Origin of the sequence: Paeniglutamicibacter sp. Y32M11 (assembly GCF_019285735.1) — a bacterium.
Lineage (GTDB): Bacteria > Actinomycetota > Actinomycetes > Actinomycetales > Micrococcaceae > Paeniglutamicibacter.
This window is the reverse complement of the sequence record NZ_CP079107.1, coordinates 624,279-641,369: the sequence shown is the minus strand read 5'-3', so window position 1 is coordinate 641,369 and position 17,091 is coordinate 624,279. Positions and strand designations below refer to the sequence as shown.

17 protein-coding genes and 1 riboswitch are annotated in these 17,091 nt (G+C 59.3%); of the genes, 5 read left to right on the top strand and 12 right to left on the bottom strand.

Annotation, left to right across the window (positions count from 1 at the left end):
* Positions 1–10: 10 nt before the first annotated feature.
* Genes KUF55_RS02870 through KUF55_RS02860 form a run of 3 tightly spaced genes read right to left on the bottom strand, consistent with a single transcriptional unit; the run spans position 11 to position 1,260 of the window.
* On the bottom strand, positions 11–316 hold the full coding sequence (locus KUF55_RS02870; RefSeq protein WP_132362347.1) for a transcriptional regulator: 306 nt from the start codon (positions 314–316) through the stop codon (positions 11–13).
* Complete coding sequence (locus KUF55_RS02865) at positions 300–764, bottom strand: hypothetical protein (protein ID WP_218817935.1); 465 nt, start codon at positions 762–764, stop codon at positions 300–302. The genes KUF55_RS02870 and KUF55_RS02865 overlap by 17 nt, the downstream gene beginning before the upstream one ends.
* Positions 765–822: 58 nt before the next feature.
* Positions 823–1,260, bottom strand: coding sequence for a hypothetical protein (locus KUF55_RS02860; RefSeq protein ID WP_218817934.1), 438 nt, complete (start codon positions 1,258–1,260; stop codon positions 823–825).
* A 333-nt stretch (positions 1,261–1,593) separates the two neighbouring features.
* On the opposite strand from KUF55_RS02860, the gene KUF55_RS02855 reads away from it, so the two are divergent.
* On the top strand, positions 1,594–3,405 hold the full coding sequence (locus KUF55_RS02855) for an amino acid transporter (protein ID WP_218818677.1): 1,812 nt from the start codon (positions 1,594–1,596) through the stop codon (positions 3,403–3,405).
* On the opposite strand, the gene KUF55_RS02850 is transcribed toward KUF55_RS02855, so the two are convergent.
* Positions 3,402–3,977 (bottom strand): cupin domain-containing protein, encoded by a 576-nt coding sequence (locus KUF55_RS02850; RefSeq protein ID WP_132362353.1) that lies wholly within the window; start codon positions 3,975–3,977, stop codon positions 3,402–3,404. The two genes, KUF55_RS02855 and KUF55_RS02850, sit on opposite strands and share 4 nt — an antisense overlap.
* A 161-nt stretch (positions 3,978–4,138) precedes the next feature.
* Here KUF55_RS02850 and KUF55_RS02845 point away from each other — a divergent pair, with 161 nt between their 5' ends.
* The 4 genes from KUF55_RS02845 to KUF55_RS02830 all read left to right on the top strand — a co-directional run bounded on the left by KUF55_RS02845 (position 4,139) and on the right by KUF55_RS02830 (position 8,117).
* On the top strand, positions 4,139–5,665 hold the full coding sequence (locus KUF55_RS02845) for a sodium:solute symporter (RefSeq protein WP_132362355.1): 1,527 nt from the start codon (positions 4,139–4,141) through the stop codon (positions 5,663–5,665).
* 120 nt (positions 5,666–5,785) lie between these two features.
* Positions 5,786–6,364, top strand: a complete 579-nt coding sequence (locus tag KUF55_RS02840) for a DinB family protein (protein WP_132362357.1) — start codon at positions 5,786–5,788, stop codon at positions 6,362–6,364.
* 12 nt (positions 6,365–6,376) lie between these two features.
* Positions 6,377–6,486, top strand: a riboswitch (SAM riboswitch).
* 18 nt (positions 6,487–6,504) lie between these two features.
* Entirely contained in the window at positions 6,505–6,777 is a 273-nt protein-coding gene (locus tag KUF55_RS02835) for a hypothetical protein (RefSeq protein WP_218817933.1), read from the top strand.
* 236 nt (positions 6,778–7,013) lie between these two features.
* Positions 7,014–8,117: a VIT1/CCC1 transporter family protein gene (locus KUF55_RS02830; protein ID WP_132362361.1), complete on the top strand. Its 1,104-nt coding sequence runs from the start codon at positions 7,014–7,016 to the stop codon at positions 8,115–8,117.
* 104 nt (positions 8,118–8,221) lie between these two features.
* Here the strand turns inward: KUF55_RS02830 and KUF55_RS02825 are convergent, their stop codons facing one another.
* From KUF55_RS02825 to KUF55_RS02790, 8 genes are all read right to left on the bottom strand, one after another.
* Positions 8,222–9,094: a sugar phosphate isomerase/epimerase gene (locus KUF55_RS02825; protein ID WP_218817932.1), complete on the bottom strand. Its 873-nt coding sequence runs from the start codon at positions 9,092–9,094 to the stop codon at positions 8,222–8,224.
* A 57-nt stretch (positions 9,095–9,151) separates the two neighbouring features.
* Positions 9,152–10,186, bottom strand: a complete 1,035-nt coding sequence (locus tag KUF55_RS02820) for a Gfo/Idh/MocA family oxidoreductase (protein WP_218817931.1) — start codon at positions 10,184–10,186, stop codon at positions 9,152–9,154.
* Positions 10,187–10,191: 5 nt separating this feature from the next.
* Positions 10,192–11,238: a Gfo/Idh/MocA family protein gene (locus tag KUF55_RS02815; RefSeq protein WP_218817930.1), complete on the bottom strand. Its 1,047-nt coding sequence runs from the start codon at positions 11,236–11,238 to the stop codon at positions 10,192–10,194.
* A gap of 115 nt (positions 11,239–11,353) precedes the next feature.
* Positions 11,354–12,295 (bottom strand): ATP-binding cassette domain-containing protein, encoded by a 942-nt coding sequence (locus KUF55_RS02810; RefSeq protein WP_168152480.1) that lies wholly within the window; start codon positions 12,293–12,295, stop codon positions 11,354–11,356.
* Positions 12,296–12,323: 28 nt separating this feature from the next.
* Positions 12,324–13,379, bottom strand: a complete 1,056-nt coding sequence (locus tag KUF55_RS02805) for an ABC transporter permease (RefSeq protein ID WP_168152479.1) — start codon at positions 13,377–13,379, stop codon at positions 12,324–12,326.
* Between the two features lie 72 nt (positions 13,380–13,451).
* The gene (locus KUF55_RS02800; protein WP_168152478.1) at positions 13,452–14,447 is read right to left on the bottom strand and encodes a sugar ABC transporter substrate-binding protein; all 996 of its coding nucleotides are present in this window, start codon (positions 14,445–14,447) and stop codon (positions 13,452–13,454) included.
* 293 nt (positions 14,448–14,740) lie between these two features.
* Positions 14,741–15,736, bottom strand: a complete 996-nt coding sequence (locus tag KUF55_RS02795) for a substrate-binding domain-containing protein (RefSeq protein ID WP_218817929.1) — start codon at positions 15,734–15,736, stop codon at positions 14,741–14,743.
* Positions 15,737–15,981: 245 nt separating this feature from the next.
* Positions 15,982–17,007: a LacI family DNA-binding transcriptional regulator gene (locus KUF55_RS02790; protein ID WP_218817928.1), complete on the bottom strand. Its 1,026-nt coding sequence runs from the start codon at positions 17,005–17,007 to the stop codon at positions 15,982–15,984.
* Positions 17,008–17,091 lie beyond the last annotated feature (84 nt).

Here is a 17,091-nt window from a genome sequence, read left to right as displayed (position 1 = left end):
GCTTGTCTTTTTACCCCTGGTTTTCGAGCATGTCGCGTAACGCAGCAACGTGCCCCACATAGGCGCTTCGTCCGGCGAGAGTCAGTGAGGCACGAACATGACTGCGCCCCGCCTTGGAGAATCGCTCGATCTCGACATAGCCGGCATCGGCCAGCTGCTTCAGGTGCTTACTGAGTACCGAGTCGGCCACTGCCAACGCGGCGCGCAGCTGGGCAAATTCCGCCCACTGAACCGGCGCCAGGCTGGCGCAAATACGCAGCCGCGCCGGAGCATGAATCAGGTCATCAAATTTCGGAGCATTAGACGGAGTGCTCATTGGCGTCCTTGACTCGATTCTTAATGGCAGCACTTCGCATGCGAGAGATGCAGAAGTACAACAGGACGAACACCACTATCCACTTCGCCCCGATTTCCCACCAAAGATGCGCCTCCCAGAATCTTCCCACCTGCGTTATCAGCATCATCAGCAGCGCGTAACGCATATAGGGCCCGGAGTGGCTGAGAATAGTTCGAGATTTTGGCCGCATGCGCATGGTCATGAAGTACCAGATGCCCAGCGGGATACCCAGACCGAATATCGACAGTGAAACACCCCACGGAACAGCGTGAATCAGAGCCATCACGGTGGAGATGATCGCCACCAAGGCGATCATAAAAGGGCGCGATGGTTCGGCTCTTTCGGCCATGGAAATCGAGGCAAGCTCAACCTCAGCGAGGTTCTTGAGTGCTTCGGAAGGATGAAGCGAGGGGTGCTGGTCCGACATCTTGAATCCTACTTTCCGTTGCGGAAAGTCTTATCTTTCCATGATGGAAAGTCAAGCATTAGGCCTCGTCGAGGCGGACTTTCGGCTTAACGAAGGAGGAAAACAGCGATCGATCGGCCCCGTAGATGCAGATCGAGATCCCTACGGTCAATACCAGCGCCTTGATGACGATCTCCTGTGGATTCGACGGCAACAACACCACCTGAGCGGGGCCCACCAGAAATATCAGCAAGACGATCCACATCACATAGGAGATGGACAGTGGAGGCTGGAGAGCTTCGGAGTGAGTCTGACGGCGCAGGATCGTGGCGACGCTGATTACGACGATGATGAGCCCTAAGGCTATCGCTCCGGGGATGACAAAGGCCTTGTAGGCCCGAAGCAATGTCATGGTTGCCCCGATAGCCCCGCCCAATAGCAGTGCCGCCCACCATGGCACCCACAGCCGTTTGGGTCGCCAAGGAGCCGTTGCGGTTTCTTCGGGCAGGGAGCTCACAAGCAATGTCCTTAAGCAGGCGGCGCGGCCGAGGGAATAGCCTTCCCGCGAATGCCGCTACAAAATGGTTGCTTTTCGCAGGTGAAATGTCAAAGTAGGGGGTGTATTGCAGATCACCATGGGCGTTTTGCTCTTGGTCTATCCAGACCTGCCAGTGCAGGAGTAGCGTTCCCTCTCGTGAATAAAACATCGGGCTTTCCCAAACGTGTTTCGCCCGCACAGTCCAAGGGCCGCACGGCACGCTTTTCCACGTGGCTCAGGGACACAGACGCCGGAAATGAACACGTCGAGAACCCCGACGCCAAACCCACGGGGCATCGCTGGTGGCAGGTCATGTGCCTTTCAGGCCTGGACTACTTTTCGACCCTGGGCTACCAGCCGGCGATCGCGGCACTGGCGGCCGGAGCGCTAGCTCCGATGGCCACGCTCTTGCTCGTGATTGTGACCCTCTGCGCCGCGCTGCCGGTCTACCGTCGCGTAGCTGAGGAATCGCCTCATGGTCAGGGGTCCATCGCCATGCTTGAGCGCTTGCTCCCGCATTGGAAGGGCAAGGTTTTTGTTCTGGTTTTGCTCGGCTTTGCCGCAACAGATTTCATGATCACCATTACCCTTTCTTCCGCGGATGCGTCGGCGCACATTATCGAAAACCCCTTCACTCCCGATTGGTTCCACGGGCAGCAGATCGCCATCACCGTCATCCTGATCTTGTTGCTCGGTGTGCTATTCATGCGCGGATTCCAGGAGGTCATCTCGCTGGCCGTTGGCCTGGTGGCAGCTTATTTGCTGCTCAACGCCGTGGTCATCGCCGTTTCGGTGGCCTCGCTGATCAAAAACCCGGCTCCCGTTGACCACTGGTGGCTCAACCTAACCGCCTCCCATGCCAATCCCTGGCTCATGGTTGCCGTGGCCCTGCTAGTCTTCCCGAAACTGGCACTGGGTCTTTCCGGCTTTGAAACCGGCGTGGCAGTGATGCCGCAAATCAAGGCGGGAGCCGGCGATACCGAGGCCAATCCGCGGGCCCGCATCGCCGGAGCCAAGAAGATGTTGCTCACCGCAGCACTGACTATGAGTATTTTCCTCGTGTTCTCCTCGATCGTGACTACACTGTTGATTCCCGCCCCGGAGTTCCAGCCCGGTGGCGCCGCCAATGGACGCGCCCTCTCATTCCTCGCCCATGACATGCTCGGTGACGGATTCGGCAGCGTGTACGACATCTCCACGATTCTGATTCTGTGGTTCGCCGGTGCCTCGGCCCTGGCCGGGATGCTTAACCTCATCCCGCGCTATCTGCCACGATTTGGCATGGCCCCGGAATGGGCCAGCGCGGTGCGCCCGTTGGTACTGGTGCTCATCGTTGTTGCTCTGACCATCACGGTGCTTTTCAAAGCGGATGTCGATGCCCAGGGAGCCGCCTATGCCACCGGCGTTCTGGTATTGATGTCCTCGGCCGGTGTGGCGGTGACCATTTCCGCCAGACGAAAGAAGCAGCATTGGCGGGCCATCGGCTTCGGAGTCATCTCCGTTGTCTTCTTGTACACCACCGGCGCGAACGTGGTTGAACGTCCGGACGGCATCAAGATTGCCGCGTTCTTCATCACCGGCATCATTGTCATTTCGCTAATTTCACGGCTTCGCCGCTCCACCGAGCTGCGTGCCACCTCCGTCACGCTCGATGATGCGGCGAAGGAGATCATCACCTCCTCCAGCCAGAATTCAATTCTTCAGCTCATCGCCCACGAACCCGTGAGGGTCACGGCCGCCCGCTACCGGCACAAGCTGATGCACGCTCAGATGGCCAGCCACCTGCCCGACGTCTCGCAGGTGGTGTTCATCGAAATCACCGTCTCCGACTTCTCCGACTTCGCCCAAGATATTGAGGTCACCGGAACCACCCGCCACGGCTTTAAGATCCTGCAGGCCGCAGCGCCCTCGGTATCCACTGCGATCGCTGCGATCTGCTTGGAAATTCGCGACTCAACCGGGATCATGCCGCACATCTACTTCCGCTGGACGGAAGGGGACCCAATGCGGAACATGTTGCGTTTTATGTTCCTCGGCCAGGGCGAAATTGCACCGCTCACCCGTGAGGTGCTGCGTGAGGCCGAGCCGGAGATCTCCCGTCGGCCGTGGGTACATGTGGGCTAACGCGCGGAGGCGAGCACCAGCGTCCAAGTGACCACCGCTTCGGTGTCGGTGGGGTTCACCCAGCTGTGCGGCTCGCGCCCCGGGAAGGTTACGGTGTCCCCCGCATCAAGTTCAAAGCGCTCATTGGCAAAGACCAGCACAAAGCGCCCGGAGATCACGTGGAGCACCTCAACCTCACAGTCCACCGCGTAGAGCTCGGACTCGCCCTCACCGTGTGGGGCAATGACGGCGCGAATGACCTGCAGGCGGCGTTCCGAGCGAGCCGTCAGCAGCTGCTCCACGATCCCCTTGCCACCGAGCGAAATCTTCGGCGCCTCGGCCAGCCTCACCACGTGAGTGTCTGGCTGGGTGAACAGCGCTCCGACTTCTAGGGATAAGACTTGGCATAGCGTGACCAGCGAAGCTACCGACGGGCTGGTGAGGTCCCGCTCCACCCGCGAGAGAAACCCCTTGGTCAACCCCGTGGATTCTGCGACCTGATCGATGGTCAGTCGTTGTGATTGGCGCGCGGCCCGAATGCGTGAGCCGATGGCTAACGCGGCACTGCTGGGTTCAACGGGCAGGGCTTTCATCGGCGCAGATCTCCGTAGGGACTTAAAGAAATATTTGGTTCATCTAGCTTAGGCCAATTGACGTGTAAGCCAACTCACAATAGCCTGTAGTGCAACAAATGTTTACTTGCAGGCATCTCCGTTGTGCTTGTTCACTCGCTCCACTGCAAAGGCGAACGCTCATGGAACATATCAATGGCATTATCGTCGCCGTCTATCTGGCGGCCATGCTCATCTTCGGATGGTGGGGAAAATCGCGCACCAAGAACAGCAGCGACTACCTAGTTGCCGGCCGCAGGCTGGGTCCCTTCCTCTACACCGGAACCATGGCGGCCGTCGTGCTGGGTGGAGCTTCCACCGTGGGCGGCGTGGGCTTGGGTTACAAGTGGGGCATCTCGGGAATGTGGCTGGTGGTGGCCATCGGGGCCGGCGTCATCTTGCTCTCACTGCTCTTCGCTCCCACACTCCAGCGCCTGAAGATCTTCACCGTGTCGCAAATGCTCACCCTGCGTTACGGCAGCAAGGCGGCGACCAATACCTCGGGCATCGTTATGTTGGCCTATACGCTGATGCTCTGCGCCACTTCCACCAGCGCCTACGCAACCATCTTTGTGGTCCTCTTCGGCTGGGAACGCTGGATGGCCATCGCCATCGGCGGAGTCATCGTGGTCATCTACTCCACCATCGGTGGCATGTGGTCCATCACCCTGGCCGACCAGGTGCAATTTGTCATCAAGACCATCGGTATCTTCTTCTTGATGTTGCCCTTCGCCCTGAATGCCGCCGGTGGCATGAACGGGATCCGCGAACGCATCGGGGACGAATTCTTCAGCTTCACCGGTATCGGCGTGCAGTCCATCATCACCTACTTCGTGGTCTACACCCTGGGCCTGCTCATCGGTCAAGACATCTGGCAGCGCGTCTTCACCGCTAAAACCCCGAAGGTAGCTCGTTGGGGCGGCACCACCGCGGGCATCTACTGCGTTCTCTACGGAGCCGCGGGCGCCATCATTGGCATGGCCGCCAAGGTCGTTCTCCCGGAGATCATTGGGGCCGACAGCAACAAGGACGTGGTGTATGCCGAGGTTGCTACTCAGTTGCTCCCCGTCGCAATTGGCGGTCTGGTTTTAGCCGCCGCCGTTGCCGCAATGATGTCCACCGCATCCGGTGCCCTGATTGCCGCGGCAACCGTAGCCCGCACCGATGTCACCCCGTTTGTGGCCAGCTGGTTCGGTAAGAATCTGCAGGTCAATACCAATCAGAACCCCGAGCACGATGTGCGCGCCAACCGCATCTGGGTGCTGCTGCTGGGTCTGGTGAGCATCGTCTTGGCCATCATGGTTTCCGACGTTGTCGCGGCCCTGACCATCGCCTACGACATCCTGGTTGGCGGGTTGCTGGTCGCCATTATTGGCGGGCTCATCTGGAAGCGTGGCAACGGAATCGGCGCCGCAGCCTCGATGGCGGCCGGATCCGTGGTCACCCTGGGCACCATGATCATTTTGGAGATCCAGGCGGAGAACCAATTTGATGGCGTGTACGCCAATGAGCCGATCTACTTCGGACTCATCGCCTCGGCACTGACATTTGTGCTGGTTTCACTGCTCACCCGTCCCACGGCGACCTCGGTCATCACCCGCTGGGAAGCACGGGTCGCTGGGCAGAGCGATGCAGAAGGTGCCGACCTCAACGAGGCAGCGATCCGCTAGTCCACTGCGGACCCGCCACCGGGAGGACCCGCCGTTTGCTCATCATCGAGCAACCAGCGGGTCCTTTCCGCTGTGTGGCAGCTATTCCCAGCATCACCCCGCCCGTTTAGGCTGAAGTGCATGGACGATTTCAAAGACCACCTGATCACCTATCTCAACCGTTCACGTCAGGCGGTGTTGTGGAAGGCCGAGGGACTCAGCGACGCGGAGGTCACCCGACCGATGGTTGGTTCGGGCACCAACATTTTGGGTGTGATCCAGCATCTGGCGTCGGTCGAATACGGCTACTTTGTGCAATGCCTCGGCTTCACGATCACCGACGAGCGTTATGCGGCGCTAGAAGCCGATCCCGAGCCGAGCGCCGACATGTGGGTTCCGGCCGAGATCTCGCGCCAAGAGATCATGGACTTCTACCAGCGGGCCATCTCCGCAGCGGACGCCAACATCAACGCGCTGCCGCTTGAAGCTCCGGCCACGGTGCCTTGGTGGCGCCCCGAGACCCGGCAGACCACTCTGGGTCGGCTCTTGCTGCACATGAATGTGGAAAATTCGCGCCATGCCGGACACCTGGACATCGTGCGCGAACTCATCGATGGGTCCACCGGGCTGCTGAAGGAGAACACGAATATTCCGCCATATGACGCAACGGAATGGAAGGAATTACAGCAAAAAATCCTCTCCGCTTCGCAGTCACGGTAGAGTGATTTTCAGCTTCACGAGATGCGGCGCCAAGCTCCGACTGGCCGCACACCAACCCGCAGTTCATGGGTGGTTCGGATGAGGAAGCGGCCCCCGCCATGAGGCTGGGGCAAGAGCTAGTGAAAGGTTTTGCCTGCATCATGGCACCCTCGATCCCCGTCCTCCCCCTGCTTGATGTGCACCGTTCGGTACTTGAACTCCGGCTCTCGGGCACCTGGCAGTCCTTTCACGTCGCGGATGGAGCCGCCCTAGCCGCAGCTCTTGCCGACGCGGTGGGCAGACCGCGGTGGGATGCCGTCACCAGCCAATTGGTGGTCAGGGTGCCGCTGCGCGGACATGCCTCCGGAAGGACCCTGTTTTTTAGTCTCATCAAATTTTCCCTTCCGCTTCCGACCGCTAGACTCGTGGGTTGAAGGGGAGTAGTTCCCACACCCGCAGAACTTGCGGGGAAGCGGTGCGTCGACATACTGGTTACAACGTAGTAACCCGGCAATCCACCTAAGGGCACGGGCAATTTTCCGACTCTGGGCGAACGAGACCTTCGGTCCACATTTTGGTGGCCCGAGGCTCAACGTACCCAAATTATTCTCATTGGGCCTCCCCATCACATGGCCAGCCGTGGCCATGAACGCCTAACGAGGATGAGAGTATGCCGCACCAGGCACCAACCCCCACCCCTGCCCAGATCAAACGCTGGCGCCAGTACCTGGCCGATGAAATCGCCGAAGGCGCCGTCTACCGCGAACTGGCCAACAACCGCACCGGCGAGGAACGCCTGATCCTGCTGGGCCTGGCCGAGGCCGAAACCCGACACGAAGAACACTGGCGGGATCTTCTGGGCGAGAACGCGACCAAGACCACTGCCCCCTCGTTGCGCCGCACCATGCTCCGCTTCCTAGCGCGGCACTTTGGCTCGGTATTTGTGCTGGCCCTGGCTCAGCGTGCCGAGGGCAACTCCCCCTATGCCGCGGACACCGACGCGACGCGGCAAATGGCCGCCGATGAACTCGTCCACGAAGAAGTCGTCAGGGGCTTGGCCACTCGTGGCCGCAACCGACTCTCGGGCAACTTCCGGGCAGCCGTCTTCGGGGCCAACGACGGCTTGGTCTCCAACTTGGCCCTCGTCATGGGCATCGGCGCCACCGGAGTGGCGACCTCCATGGTGCTTTTCTCCGGCATCGCCGGGCTCTTGGCCGGCGCGCTGTCGATGGCAGCCGGTGAGTACGTCTCCGTGCGATCCCAACGCGAACTACTCGACGCGTCCAAACCCACCGAGGTAACCCTCGCTGCGGCACCGGACCTAGATCTGGATGCCAATGAACTGGTGCTGGTCTACAAGGCTCGAGGGATGAGCGACGAGGATGCTGCGCACCGCGCCGCCGAACGCATGGGCATGTACTCCTGCGATTGCAATCCCTCCACCTCGCTGCGCTCCGAGCTGGCGGAAATCGCCGATACCGAGGAGCACGAGGAAATCGGTTCCGCCATGGGCGCGGCCTCCGCGTCGTTCTGTTTCTTTGCCTCCGGTGCCGTCATCCCGATCCTTCCGTTCATCTTCGGCATGAGCGGCACACCCGCCATCCTGCTGTCCGCCGCCTTGGTTGGTGTCGCCCTGTTGGTTACCGGAGGGGTCGTCGGTCTGCTCTCCGGAGCCTCGCCGACCAAGCGTGGGCTGCGTCAGCTGGCTATCGGTTTGGGTGCCGCGGCCGTCACCTACGTTTTGGGTCTGTTCTTCGGCACCTCGGTGGCCTAGGAGCGCGCCCCATTTACTCACCTGAAAAAACAAAAATGGCGTAGTCACTCCCGCAGGGAAAGTGACTACGCCATTTTTGTGGGTTGGACGACGGTGAGCAGTGTTTACAAACTTATGAGGAAATCGATGGAAGCGCGGACCGCGGTCTTGGCGGCTGCCGCATCGGATGTCGTATCGAGCACCGCATCTTGTTCCATGACATACCAGCCCTGATAACCCGATTCTTGGAGCAACTCAACGATTTGGCCGATCTCGCAATCGCCCTGACCCAACGGGACAAACATGCCGTCTTTTACTGCCTGAACAAAGCCGAGCTCTCCACGTTCGACGGTGGCGGCGATCTCGGCTCGCACATCCTTGAGGTGAGCAATGCCAACTCGTGCAGCGTGCTGTTGCACTAGCTGCAGTGGATTGGTTCCGCCGACCAGTAGGTGTCCGGTGTCTAGGCAGATTTGCACGGTGGTTGATTCCAGCAAGCGCTGAACGGAGGAAGCGGATTCGATCATGGTGCCCACATGTGGGTGGAGCACGGCGAGGATGCCGGATTCGGCCGCAAGGTCAACCACTGCCTGTAGGTTGTTCCCGAAGACCTCCCACTGTGCCTCGTCCATTTCATGGTGTTCTTCGTAGTCTCCGGTTCCGGAGTCGGCGGCCAGTACCATCACCGATGCCCCGGCTGCGATGAATGCCGTCAATTCGGTGGTTACCAGTGCCAACGGATCCACGTCGGGATCATGCAACACCACCGGGAGGAAACCGCCAACTGCCTTCAACCCGTAGCCATCCAGGTGTGCCGCACGAGAAGCTGGGTCGGTGGGCAAAAAACCCAGTGGACCAAATTCCGTGGCTTTAATGCCCAGTTCCCGCATGTCGCTCAGGACCTGGTCCGGACTCAACTGGATGCCCCAGTCTGCGGCCTCGCACACTCCCCAAGAGATGGGGGCAGCGGCAAGCTGATCGGCAATGCTAGTGCTCATGGTGGTTTTCCTTTGCGTCATGAAATGGTGAAGGCGTGCGGTGCTTATTGAGAAGTGTTAGGCCACCGGGACGGGATTGATGGCCACCGGAGCCCCGGTGAGCAACGATTCTTGGGCAGCGTCAGCAACCCGCGAGGCGGCCACGGCGTCCCAGGCGGAACAGGGATTTTCCCGCTCCCCCAGCACATACTCGATGAATGCCACCAATTCCGCGCGGTAGGCACCGTCAAAGCGCTCGATGAATGTTTGGTGCGAGGTACCTCTCGGAAATTCGACGCCCAGTTCTGCCGAACGCATGGCTGATTGTTCGTCGAGCCCAACCACCACGGTGGACTTGGAGCCCTGAATTTCTAGGCGCACATCGTGGCCGGCCCCGTTGTAGCGGGTGGCACTTGCCGTGGCCACGGTTCCGTCGTCAAAGGTCAGGACCGCCAAGGCGGTATCTACATCGCCTGCTGCGCCAATTCCCGGGTCTCCGTTGTTCGACCCCTTGGCGTAGACCTCAACAATTTCCTTGCCGGTGAGCCAACGCAGGATGTCGAAGTCGTGGACCGAGCAGTCACGGAACAGCCCTCCGGAGGTGGCGATGAATTCCAGCGAAGGCGGGACCATGTCACCCGTTACGGCTCGCATGGTGTGGATCCAGCCCAGGTCTCCGGCATCCAACCGACGTTTGGCTTCAAGATACCCGGCATCAAAGCGGCGCTGGTGCCCAATTTGCACCCGTCCGTTGCTGGCGGCAATTTCTTCGATCAACGGAAGCGCGGAATCCACGTCTCCGGCCACCGGCTTTTCGCAGAAGACCGGCAGGTTTGCTGCGATCCCGGCCCGGATCAAATCGGGATGCGTCATGGTTCCGGTGGCGATCAGCAGGGCGTCAACACCGGCCTCGATCATGGCGTTTACGGAGTCAAAGAAGGTGGCGCCCAGCCCGACGGCCACGGTGCGCGCATAGTCAGCGGCGACATCTGTGATCCACAGATTCACCTCCAGGCCGCGATCAGCCAGCGTTGGTCGCAGCGCATTAAGGTTGTTGGCGTGCATCGTGCCGATGCGGCCGACGCCGATAAGTCCAAGATTCAGGGTCTTCATGGTGTTTACTTCCGTGTGGTGGTTTCGGGGAGTGTGATGCCAACCTGACGGCGAATTTCATCGGCCAGTTCTAGCGTCATGAGCGTGTCAGCCAAGGGACGTTGCGGGGCTTGGGTCAAACCCTGAGCGATGCATCGGGCAACGGCCGCGGCCTCAAAGTGCAGACCTTCGAGATGTGCCCCTGCCGCCTGGTCGTAGCGTAATTCACGCCCGTCATGATGGCGCAGGGTGAAGCCGCCCGGCATGTTGAAGGGCCCATCGATGTGCAGCGTTGCTTCGGTTCCGGTGATCAACGCGGTGGTGGGGGTGAAGTTGTGGAGGTGAGTGTTCACCGTGCCGTGCCCACCACCGGCGAAATATAGTAGAGTCGAAAGCTGGCCGTTTACCCCGCTGGGGTGTTGAGTGCCGATCGCCGCCACGGTGTCGGGGGCGCCCATGACCCTGCTGACAAAAGCCAGCGGGTACGTACCCAAATCTAGGAGCGGTCCCCCGGCCAGATCCTGATCAAAGATTCGGTGGCCGGGTTCAAAGTACTCGCCGTATTCTGCCGCAACGGTGACCAGCTCCCCCAGCGCTCCGGCCTCCAACAGTTGGGTAATCACGTCGAATTTGGGCAGGAAGAATGTCCACATGGCCTCGGCGGCGAACACCTGTCGGGCGTCCGCGGCCTTGATGATGGCCGCAACCTCGGTGGCGGTGATCCCCATGGGTTTTTCTATCAGGACGTGTTTGCCCGACTCAATGGCGGTCATTGCTACATCGAAGTGGTGCGGGTGCGGAGTAGCGACGTAGACGATGTCCACGTTCGGATCCTGAGCAAGTTCCTTGTAGCTTCCATGGCTCGCGGGAATCGAGTGTTTAGCGGAAAAATCGGCGGCCCGCGCTGCTGATCGGGAGCCAACCGCCGCCAGATTCTGGTGTGTATGGGCCCGGACGGACTCGATGAATCGTTCGGCAATCCATCCGGGGCCGGCAATTCCCCAATTGAGCACCGGTGCATCTCGAGAGTCCGGGACCCGGGACTCGGGCAAGGCATCGGGGAAGCTGCTCATCTGAGCTCCTTTATTTGTTGGTGTTGGTGTTGCTGACGAAGGGTTCCGTGTTCGGTTCGCGAGGGTGGCCCTGCGGGGGCGCGCCGAGAGCCACCCCTAGATTTCTTGCATGGTTTTAAGCCCGATGGCTTGGTTCTTGTGTTCCCAGAGTCTCGGCAACCTCGGCCTTTACTTCGGCGAGCACCTCGTCGTGGCCACCGGCCTGCTCGAGCTCATGAGCTAGCTCAGCCAGCTCCGCGCCGCCGGCCATTTGGCTGGTCAACTCGTCGATGGTGATGTCCTTCTTGTCGTAGTAACCAATCGACTTGCCGCGCTTGAGCAACAGGAAGCGGTCCCCGACGGGGAAGGCATGGTGCGGGTTGTGTGTAATAAAGATGACGCCTAGGCCGCGATCACGGGCCTGCAGAATATAACGCAGCACCACACCGGACTGTTTGACGCCCAAGGCCGCGGTGGGCTCATCAAGGATCAGGACCTTGGCCCCGAAATGCACTGCGCGGGCAATGGCAACACATTGACGTTCGCCACCGGAGAGCTGGCCGATGGGCTGTTCCACGTCGCGCAGGTCGATGCCCATGGCGGCGAGCTCATCCTTGGTAATTTTCTTCATCGCCTCCACGTCGAGGCTCTTAAACGGGCCGATACCCTTGGTGAGCTCAGAACCGAGGAAGAAATTGCGCCAGATCGGCATCAAGGAGACCACCGCGAGGTCCTGATAAACGGCCGCGATACCGGAGTCCAATGCCTCTCGTGGAGAGTTGAGTTTTCGTTCGGCACCCATGATTTCCAGGGTGCCGGTGGTGTGCTGGTGCAATCCTGCGATGATCTTGATCAACGTGGATTTTCCGGCTCCATTATCGCCCAGCACGCAGGTGACGCGTCCGGTGTCCACGGCCATCGTGACACCGGTCAGGGCGATGATGTTGCCGTAATGTTTGCCGACATCCTTGAGCTCAAGAAGGTGAACTGGTGTGTGCGTCAGGGGGTCGGTCTGTTCATGTAGCAGCGTCGCCTGGTCGATACGTTCGGCGGCCGGGGAATTCTTGGTATTGGTCATGGGATTCGCTCCTTGGTTCCTTGCGCTGCTACTTGGTCTCTGCACGTTTCTTCACGACCAGGTTCACGATCGTGGCCAGCAGTAACATCAGACCCAGGAAGAACTTGAACCAGTCCGGGTTCCATTCGGCGTAGACGATGCCCTTGTTGGCCATGCCGAAGATGAAGGCACCGATGGCACCACCGACGGCCGATCCGTAGCCACCGGTCAGCAGGCAGCCACCGATGACGGCGGCAATGATGTAGAGAAATTCGTTACCGATACCCTCACCGGACTGGACCGTAGCGAACGCGAAGAGGTTGTGCATGCCCAGGATCCAGGCGCAGAAACCCACACCCATAAAGAGTCCAATCTTGGTGCGGACAACGGGGACACCTACCGCACGGGCGGCCTTGTCGTCGCCACCAACGGCAAAGATCCAGTTCCCCACCCGGGTGCGGAGCAAGATCCAGGATGCAACTGCCACCAAAGCGATCCAGATGAAGACGGTAATTTTCACGTCGACCCCGGCAATGTTCACCGAAGAGGCAAAGACCGCCTTAGCCGATTCAAAACCGTCCATATCGGCAATCGAGGGGGTGGACACCGAGCCGCCGATCAGGCGCGTCAATCCTAGGTTCAGACCGGTGAGCATCAAGAATGTGGCCAGAGTGACGATGAAGGACGGGAGGTTGGTCTTGATCAGAATCCAACCGTTGATGAAGCCGACGGCCAACGAAACGATTAATGCAAGTACCACGCCCACCCAAACATTGGTTCCAAAGTACCAAGAGAAGAGTGAAGCGCTTAGAGCCGAAGAAATAACCGCAACACCGGTGGAGAGGTCAAATTCCCCACCGATCATGAGCAGCGAAACGCCGACGGCCATGATACCGATGGTCGATGACCCGTACAACACGGTCGCGAAAGATGAGGGCTGCAAAAATACGGGTGCCACGAGGGCGAAGAAGGCAAACATGGCAACCGCGCCAACTAGGGCACCGAATTCGGGGCGACCGAGCAGCGTAGTGATGGCGCCCTTTGACGCCACCCGCTCGTCGGCCGCCTTTGGTGCGGCGGGTGGAGTGAGGACTGTGTTCGTCATGATGTGAATTACTTTCCGTTGGTCCGTGCCGGTGGTGGATGTCTCCACCACCGGCACGTGGGTCATTGACTTCTAGCGGACGCCTTCTTTGGCGAATTCGAGTACTTCTGCTGCGTTATCGGGAGTGATGATGGCTGGTCCGGTCAGTACCGGCAGGCCTCCACCAATTTCGAAACCGCCGCGGGTGTTCTGCCACAGTGCATCAATCGCGCCGTAGCCTTGGAGCCAGGGCTGCTGGTCGACGGTGAAAAGGACCTTTCCGTCAACGATTTGCTGTGCCAATTCTGGATTCATGTCAAAGGAAGCGACCTTGGCAGTGGACTTTGCGCCAGCCACAGATTTCAGGATGGTCAAGGTGAAGGGAGCGCCGAGACCAATAACCACGTCGACGTCCTTGCTGGCTTGCAGCTTGGCGGTGACGGTCGATTCGACCTGCGTCATGTCGGTGCCCTGCACGTAGAGGATCTCCGAGCCGGGGACCTTTTCTTTCACACCCGCACAACGATTCTCGAGGCCAACGTGGCCCTGTTCCTGAATGACGCAAACCGGATGCTTGTAACCTTCCGCGGCAAGTTTTTCGCCGACCGCTTCACCTGCAATTTTTTCGTTGGAACCGAAGTGTGTAAAAGCCCCAAGCTCCTTAAAACGGTCTTCGCCGGCATTCAGGCTAACGACGGGAATGCCTGCCGCCGTTGCCTTCTTGAGGGCAGAAGCCAAAGCATCGGGCTTCGCCAGTGTGACGGCAATGCCGTCGACTTTTTGGTCAATTGCCTGCTCGATAAGCTGAGCCTGGCGCCCGCCATCCGGATCCGAAAGGTACTGCAGGTCAACGTTGTCCTTGACTGCTGCTTCCTCAGCCCCCTTGCGCACGGTGTCCCAGAAAGTGTCGCCGGGAGCTGCGTGGGTAATCAAGGCAACCTTGATTTTCGGGGTCGCTGCAACGGCGCCGGCTCCCTCGCCGGTGCTGGGCTCGGGGGCTCGGCCGCCACCGCTGGAACAGGCTGTCAAAGCGAGGGCAGGAACCATCACGGCTGCCACCGCGACCTTACGCCAAGAAATTTTTGCCATTACACGAATCTCCTCGAGTTGTCGGCCGGCCTGTCTCCCAAGGCGACCTCAGGGACTCCAGCCGAAAATCGGAGGCGTCTTTGTCGCCAACCAGCTATTCCCTTTCCATTGATCATCGTGACTACTGTCACACATGTCAATAGATTGTTAGGACATATTTACATCAGCCCTAATCTCAGGAAGTACGAGGTAGCTTCACGGGCGTGGATCTTGCCATGAAAAGTTCCAGGATTTCAGCGGAGTGATCCGCGGGGCGGCGGGAAGATCAGGCCAAGCCCCCACCCCGCGGCACCCTACCGAATGCCGCCCTTGGCGAACTCCAGCACCGCTTCGGCATTGCTCTTGTCAACAATGCTCGGGCCCGTGGGCACCGGCTTTCCGCCACCCAAGGCAAATCCACCATGGGCGTCAAGCCAAATGGCATCAACTGCCGCGTACCCCTGAAGCCATGGCTGCTGGTCGACGGTAAAGAGAATTTCACCGTCAACAATTTTCTGAGCCATTTCGGCATTCATATCAAAAGAAGCGACCTTGGCAGCACTCCCCGATTCGGCAATCGATTTCAACAACGTCAGGCTAATCGGCGCTCCCAGACCAATGACCACATCCACGTCCTTGGCGGTTTGCAGCTTTGCGGTCGCCGTCGACTGAACCTGCGTCATGTCGGTTCCCTGTACGTAAAGCACTTCAGTGGCCGGGATTTTTGACTTCACTCCGGCACACCGGGCTTCCAAACCCACGTGGCCCTGGACCTGAATCACACAGATAGGATTCCGGTAGTTTTCATCCAGAAGCTTCTCCCCCACGGCTTCGCCGGCCGCCCGTTCGTTCGAACCAAAGTTCGCAAAGGCGCCCAGCTCCTTGTAACGATCTTCTCCACCATTGAGGCTCGTAATCGGTATGCCAGCCGCCTTCGCCTTGGCCAGTGCGCCAGCGATCGCGTCTGGCTTGGCCAAGGTCACGGCAATGCCGTCAACACCCTGGTCAACTGCTTGCTCGATCAGCTGAGCCTGATTACCACCCTCGGGATCATTGAGATATTGCAGGTCAATATTGTCCTTGGCAGCGGCCGCCTCCGCCCCCTTTCGTACGATGTCCCAGAACGTGTCACCAGCTGGCGCATGCGTGATCAGGGCAATCTTAAGGCGCGGAGTGTCAGCAACTGCTCCTGCCGCCGGTACATCCACGCTCGGAGCGCGACCACCCTGACCGGAGCAAGCCGTCAACCCGAGTGCTGGAATCAGCACCAGCGTCGCCGAAATAGTGCGCCACGAAAGATTTTTGGACATAAAAATACTCCTCGAATTAGCAGTGAATTGAAGGTGATGATGCCGCGGTGAGATTCCGCAAGGGAGGACGGCGACTTAGCGCTGGGCCATCAGTTTCATCACAATCGAGCATGATTTGTTAATTTCAAGAAGTCAATATATTGTCAGGACAAATATTTTAATATAAGTTCAAGAACACGACAAATAAAGCCATTCACAAATGAGTGAACTAGCGATTTATTGGGATGCGAATTACGAGTTAGTTGCTATTCGCAGGCCTCGGCGGTGGAGCCGCGGACAACAAGCTGCGGCTCCACGAGATTGATCACGGTATCTTGCGGACCGCCATCAAAGCGGGCCAACAGTGCTTTGGCTGCGCGGCGCCCAACCTCACCGTTTACTGCATCCACCGTCGTCAACCGCAAGAGATTAGAAGATGCCAATGGGGAATTGTCATACCCGATCAGGGATATATCCTGGGGCACTTGCAGACCGGCGTCCTTAATCGCCGCCGCCGCTCCCATGGCCATCGAATCGTTGGCGGCAAAAACGGCTGTAATGCCCGGATGGGTCAAGAGCAACTGCCGGGTAAAGCGAAATCCATCTTGCTCCGATGTGCCCCCATCGCCCACAATGACGGGAGCAACACCTGCATTGCGCAGCGCCTCCCTAAATCCCTCGCAGCGCTCACGAGCCGATCCACCACCGCCGGTGACATGGCCAATCTTCCGGTGTCCTAGCCCCAAGAGGTGGTTGGCGGCCAACCCGCCTCCGAACTTGTCGTCACTCGTGGCGATGTCTGCCCCAGGGATTTGCTGAAGCCGGTTTCCGGCCAAGACTGCTGGAACTCCAATCCCCCGCCCCATTTCATCGCTGGGCTCGGAGGCTACAACTATTCCGTCCACTCGCATCGCCAGAAAACCTTCCAACGGCGAGGCATCCACGTGGGAGTTGAACGATCTGTCGGCTACCGCCACCCGGATGCCGCGTTCGGCCAGAACCTCCTGCATGCCATGTAGAAAATCTACGAACCACAGGTTCCGGTAGTCATCGATGATGACTCCGATGGTGCCCGTGCGATTTCCTGCGAGCGCTGCCGCCGCTTGACTCGGCCGGTAGCCCAGCTCGGCAATCGCAGTTTCCACGGCGGTTCGGCGCTCGACGGAGACGTTGGGGGACCCCCTTAGGACCAAGGAAACCAATGACTTGGACACTCCAGCTCGCGTGGCAACGTCGTAGATGGTGGGACGCGGAGCATCCGGAGAACGGGATGGTGGGGACTTTTCGGCCACTTTCAAAACCTTCCAGAAAAAGATTGACAGGACATATGGACAACCGTAACGTTCTTATGGAGCGCTCCAACAGTCTAGAGCATC